The sequence below is a fragment of the Actinotignum sp. usb-actsch-213 genome (genome assembly GCF_059085665.1).
The window spans coordinates 1-4,984 of record NZ_JBHNSQ010000074.1 but is presented as its reverse complement, the minus strand read 5'-3'; the positions used below and the strand labels follow the sequence as shown (position 1 = coordinate 4,984).

Genomic DNA, 4,984 nt, shown 5'->3' with positions numbered 1-4,984 from the left:
CTACGCACGCATCCGGCGCGCCCAGCACGGTTCGCGAGTTTTAGGCAACGCCCGTTTCTTCACCGATCTTGTGAACACGCAGGGTGTTGGTGGAGCCGGCCACACCCGAGGGCATACCGGCCACGATCACCACGCGGTCACCGACCTGGGCGCGGCCCAGTTCGAGAAGACGGTCTTCCACCTGCTGCACCATTTCGTCCGTGGTGGCAGCCGAATGATCCACCGTATAGGTTTCACTGCCCCACAGCACGGCAAGCTGGTTGCGGACCTTCTCCGAAGGAGTGAAGTTGATGATCGGCAGGCGGGAGCGGTTGCGTGCCACGCGGCGGGCGGTATGCCCGGTTTCCGTGAAGACCACAACTGCCTTGACACCCAGGGCTTCACCGATGTCCAGAGCGGAGCGGGTGAGAACACCGTTGCGGGTGCGATGCAGAGAAGAGAGCTGCGGGATCTGCTCCAGGCCGTGTTCCTCCGTGTAGGAAACGATGGAGGCCATGGTCTTCACGCACTCAATCGGGTAGAGACCCACCGAGGTTTCCCCGGAAAGCATAACGGCATCCGCACCGTCCAGAATGGCATTGGCGCAGTCAGAAGCCTCAGCGCGGGTGGGCCGCGGGTTCTGGATCATGGATTCGAGAACCTGGGTGGCCAGACTAACCGGCTTGGCACGCTTGCGGGCCAGCGAAATGGCTTCCTTCTGCACCAGCGGAACCTGCTCGAGGGGCAGTTCCACGCCGAGGTCACCGCGGGCAACCATAATGCCGTCGAAGGCCTGGACGATGTCATCCAGGTTGGCCACGGCCTGCGGCTTTTCGATCTTGGCGATAACGGGCAGGTGGATGCCCTCTTCGTCCATGATGCGGTGGACATCGTCAATATCCTTGGCATCACGCACGAAGGAAAGCGCGATAAGATCCGCACCGTAGTTGAGACCCCAACGCAGATCCTCTTCATCCTTTTCGGACATGGCAGGAACGGACACCGCCACACCGGGAAGATTAATACCCTTGTTATTGGACACGGGACCGGGGACTTCCACGCGGGTGACCACGTCAGTTCCGTCCACAACTTCCACGACACGCACGGAGACCTTGCCATCGTCGATCAAGAGCACATCGCCGGGGTTGCAATCGCCCGCCAAGCCCTTGAAAGTGGTGGAGCAGATATCCTTCGTGCCGGGGATATCGCGGGTGGTGATGGTGAAGGTATCGCCCACGTTCAGCTGAACCGGGCCTTCGGCAAAACGGCCGAGACGGATCTTCGGGCCCTGCAAATCAACGAGTACCGCAACCGGGATACCCAGTTCCTTCGCGGCGGCGCGCACATTATCAATGCGCTTTTCGTGTTCTTCATGCGAACCGTGGGAGGCGTTAATACGCGCCACGTTCATGCCGGCTTTAACAAGTTCAAGGATTTGATCGTAGGTATCCGTAGCAGGACCCAACGTACACACAATTCTAGCTCTACGCATGTTTCCTATCTTACCCGAGTGCCCTGTTTCCCCATCGGGACTCAAGGCACTCGTCCTGGTAAATATGCACCGTTATGAGCCCCGCTCCCGGAGCTCATCTTTACGCTAGCGCACGGTTCGGGCAGCGGCTTCACCCGTTCACTGAGCGGTTACCCACGCCCTATTCGGATTCCTTTGCCGCGGTGGCGGAATCGTTTTTACTTGCAATCCCGGGAGTTTCCATTTTTTCATGCACAGCGGCGGCTGCGCCCGCTGCGGCGTCGTTGTTCTGTGACGTGTCGATTCCCTCAGTTTCTGGCTCGGGGCGGGCCCGCAACCACACGTGATCGCGAGAAGAATCACGCATATAGGCGCGTCGTAGGATAACGAGGGCAATGATCCCGCCGAGTAAAACGAGAAGCGATGTCCAAACATTGAGGCGTAAACCAGCAACGAGGTGCGCCGGATCGATACGCAGGTTTTCAATCCACACTCTGCCGAGAGTGTAAGCGATGACATATGCGGCAAAAAGCTGCCCGGCCACCAGGTGGAAGCGCTTTTCAAGGAGAAGAAGTACGACGGCGCCACCTAGGCACCACAGGGATTCGTAGAGGAAGGTGGGGTGGAAGAGCTGATCGGGTGGAAAACCGGCTGGGCGGTGCGCGCCGTCCACTTCCAAGCCCCACGGTAGTGAGGTGGGGCCGCCAAAAAGTTCTTGGTTGAAGTAGTTGCCCAGGCGGCCGATGGCCTGGGCAATGAGAAGGCCCGGAGCAAGGGCATCGGCAAAGGGCAGGAGCCGGACACCGTTGCGGCGGCACCCAATCCAGGCACCTACACCACCCAGCGCAACCGCACCCCAGATTCCCAGACCGCCTCCGCGTAGGTCAAAGACGCGCCACGGATCACGGCCGGGGCCGAAATACAGCTGGTAGTCCGTTATCACATGGTAGAGCCGCCCGCCGATAATCCCGAAAATAACTGCCCACAGCGCGATCGAAAGCGTGACATCGCGGGTCGCGCCTTTCACAACGTAGCGCCGTTCCGTCACGGCATACGCGATGATAATGCCGATGACAATAGCAATCGCGTAGAACTTGATGGAGAGGGAAAATCCGGAGGTCTCAAAAAGCACCCATTCGGAATGCTCGGGAGCCGGAATAGCTGTTGGAATCATCGTGTCCCTTCTTCTGCGGGGGCGTGGGGCGGATGCCCGAGCCCGGGTGCCTGGGCTGTATCTTCGGTAACGTCAAGGGTATGTTCAGTTACGTGCGCGATGCGTTCGGCCATGAGCAACGCGGCCGGATGCCGCCCCGCGGTTGCCATGCGAGCCACAAGCCCGACCGGATCATCGGTTTCGAGGAGGGCCCGCCCTACGATAAAGCACCCTACACCGTGCCGTGCCGCGGTGAAAACATCCCGGGGATTGCGTACCCCGCGCCGTACCACCCGCACGCAGGTGTAGGGCAATTGCTCGAAAAGCTGCGGATAATCTGTGGCGGAACGCGAATCTGCGACAATAACGCGCGCCGCGCAGCGAATCGCGCGAGTTATGTCACTTTCGGATTCCACTTCCAGGCAGGGTTCCATACCGAGGGATCGCGCGCGTTCCACCAGTGCTTCAAGTTCCACATCGGAGAGGATGCGAGGGGTAAGCGAAACAGCATCCGCGCCCGCCGCACGAGCCCGTAAAAGCTGCACCGCGGAAACAGTGACATCACGGTAGAGAAGCGGACCCACCCCGATGGCGCGGGCGCGCCGTAGCGCCGGGAGGCCGAGGCCTCCGGGGATAACCGGGGCCGTCACAGAGATCGCAGCCGCTCCCCCGGCGCTCAAGGCCTCCGTAAAAGCTTCCAAATATTCCGGGGCAGGGGAAGGATTTCCGTCCAAATTGCGGATCTCCCCAATGACACCGATGGGACGCTGCGGACTGGGCGCGAGCGCGCGGTAAAACTCGCGTGGTGCAGGAGCTGCCTGGACGGCGCGCCGCAGCGCATCACGCTCCTGGTCTGAGACCTGCCAAGCGGCGGCCCGCACCCGCTGTGCTACCTCATCAATAAACCATGCCACTGTGCCTCCCGCTCTCGGTGAGCTTCGCTCCGCGTGCCGGTTATGACATAGAGTACCCGCACGGGGTGACAAAAAAGACGCAGGAATAGGTGAGGAACATGAAAGATGGCACGGACGGCCTGGGTCTCCTCGCGGCCCTGGTACTTCGTGGAAAAGGCCGGCGAATCTACGGCATTGACGGGCGCAGCGGAGCCGGGAAAACCCAGCTATCGCGGGCTCTTGCGGCGCGGCTACGCGAGAGCGGGCTGGCGGTCGAAATCCTCGAAGTGGAACATTTCGTACCCGGGTGGGATGGCTTGGCCCGCGGCGTGGAGCGGGTAGCCCGTGAGATTCTGGTGCCTTTTCTGAGTGGGGAAAGCGCGCGGGTGAAGCCTTGGAATTGGTATCTGAGCTGCTACGACGCTCCGGTAACGGTGCCGGCCGACCAGCTCACCGAGGTACTGCTGCTGGAAGGCTGCGGGGCGGCTTCGGCGGCCTGTGCGCCGCTGTGCACCGCCACAATCTGGATGGAATGTGAGGATTATCTCCGGCAGGCGCGGGTACGGGAGCGTGAGGGAGATCCGAGTGGCTGGTGGGATATGTGGGCCGCCCAGGAACGTGCGCTACTCACAAAAAGAGACACCCCGGCCCTGGCACAGGCGGTAGCGAGCTGGGATGCGGGAGAGCTACACGTGGAGATGCGCGGTCATTAGGCAGCTCCGGCGCGAATCTGGGTGAGTGCCTGACCCGTGGCCAAAATATCGACAATGGCCACAAGGTCAGTATCCCCGCGAGCTTGGCTAGCCGGAATGAGAATCATGACCCGCGAACCTACCCGCTGATCGACCAAACCTTTGCGCATCCCATCCATGAGATCGCCCATGGCGGCACGCACCGGCCCGGATGTCCAGCTGGAGTCAACCGTTTGCCCATTCGGATCCACGAGGAAGTAGTTGAGCACAAGTTCGTCCGAGGCGGCTACCTGCTCACCGCGCCCGAGCACGAGGGGCACCACCGCGAATTCCGGAATGGGCCCGCCACCCCCGGTAAGCACGGGTGCCACACCTTCTCCGCTTGCCAGTCCCGGCATTCCTGCCGGTGGCGTGGCCGGCGGAGACGCTGCCGCCCCGCGTGCATTTGTGTAAAGAATATCGACAATAACGATTTCTACCGCACCGGGGTCTCCTGCGACTAATTCTTCGCGCTGGATGAGCAGGCGGCTGCCTTCCCGCTGTCCGCTGATATAGGGAGCTAGCTCCCCCACTCCGGCCCGGCTCACGGTAGCGAGAGTAATCCCGCCGGTGGCAAAGCCTTCCACCGGAGCTTCGGTACGCGAGTCAAAGGAGGTGATGCGGGCGAGGACCGGGCTTCCTTCGGCCAGTTCCACCCCGTCTCCCGGGATGAGGACATCCTGGCGTACCCCGTCTACATGGAGGTTTCCACTCACGGAGATGGTGACGGGAGCTCCAAAAGCACCTGTGACATCCA

The 4,984-nt window shown here is 61.4% G+C and carries 5 protein-coding genes; 1 reads left to right on the top strand and 4 read right to left on the bottom strand.

Going from position 1 to position 4,984, the window contains the following annotated elements:
• Positions 1-40 precede the first annotated feature (40 nt).
• The 3 genes from pyk to AC5RK6_RS07760 form a co-directional block, all read right to left on the bottom strand.
• On the bottom strand, positions 41-1,471 hold the full coding sequence (pyk, locus tag AC5RK6_RS07770; protein ID WP_435730868.1) for a pyruvate kinase: 1,431 nt from the start codon (positions 1,469-1,471) through the stop codon (positions 41-43).
• 160 nt (positions 1,472-1,631) lie between these two features.
• Entirely contained in the window at positions 1,632-2,624 is a 993-nt protein-coding gene (gene lgt, locus AC5RK6_RS07765) for a prolipoprotein diacylglyceryl transferase (RefSeq protein ID WP_320757175.1), read from the bottom strand.
• Complete coding sequence (locus AC5RK6_RS07760; RefSeq protein ID WP_435730866.1) at positions 2,621-3,517, bottom strand: beta/alpha barrel domain-containing protein; 897 nt, start codon at positions 3,515-3,517, stop codon at positions 2,621-2,623. Before AC5RK6_RS07760 ends, lgt begins: the two co-directional genes overlap by 4 nt.
• A gap of 98 nt (positions 3,518-3,615) precedes the next feature.
• Here AC5RK6_RS07760 and AC5RK6_RS07755 point away from each other — a divergent pair, with 98 nt between their 5' ends.
• A complete protein-coding gene (locus AC5RK6_RS07755) occupies positions 3,616-4,209 on the top strand; it encodes a nucleoside/nucleotide kinase family protein (RefSeq protein WP_320757177.1) in 594 nt (197 codons plus the stop codon).
• On the opposite strand, the gene AC5RK6_RS07750 is transcribed toward AC5RK6_RS07755, so the two are convergent.
• Positions 4,206-4,984, bottom strand: a 779-nt coding sequence (locus AC5RK6_RS07750) for an FKBP-type peptidyl-prolyl cis-trans isomerase (protein ID WP_493926414.1), incomplete at its 5' end; no start/stop codon positions are given. The two genes, AC5RK6_RS07755 and AC5RK6_RS07750, sit on opposite strands and share 4 nt — an antisense overlap.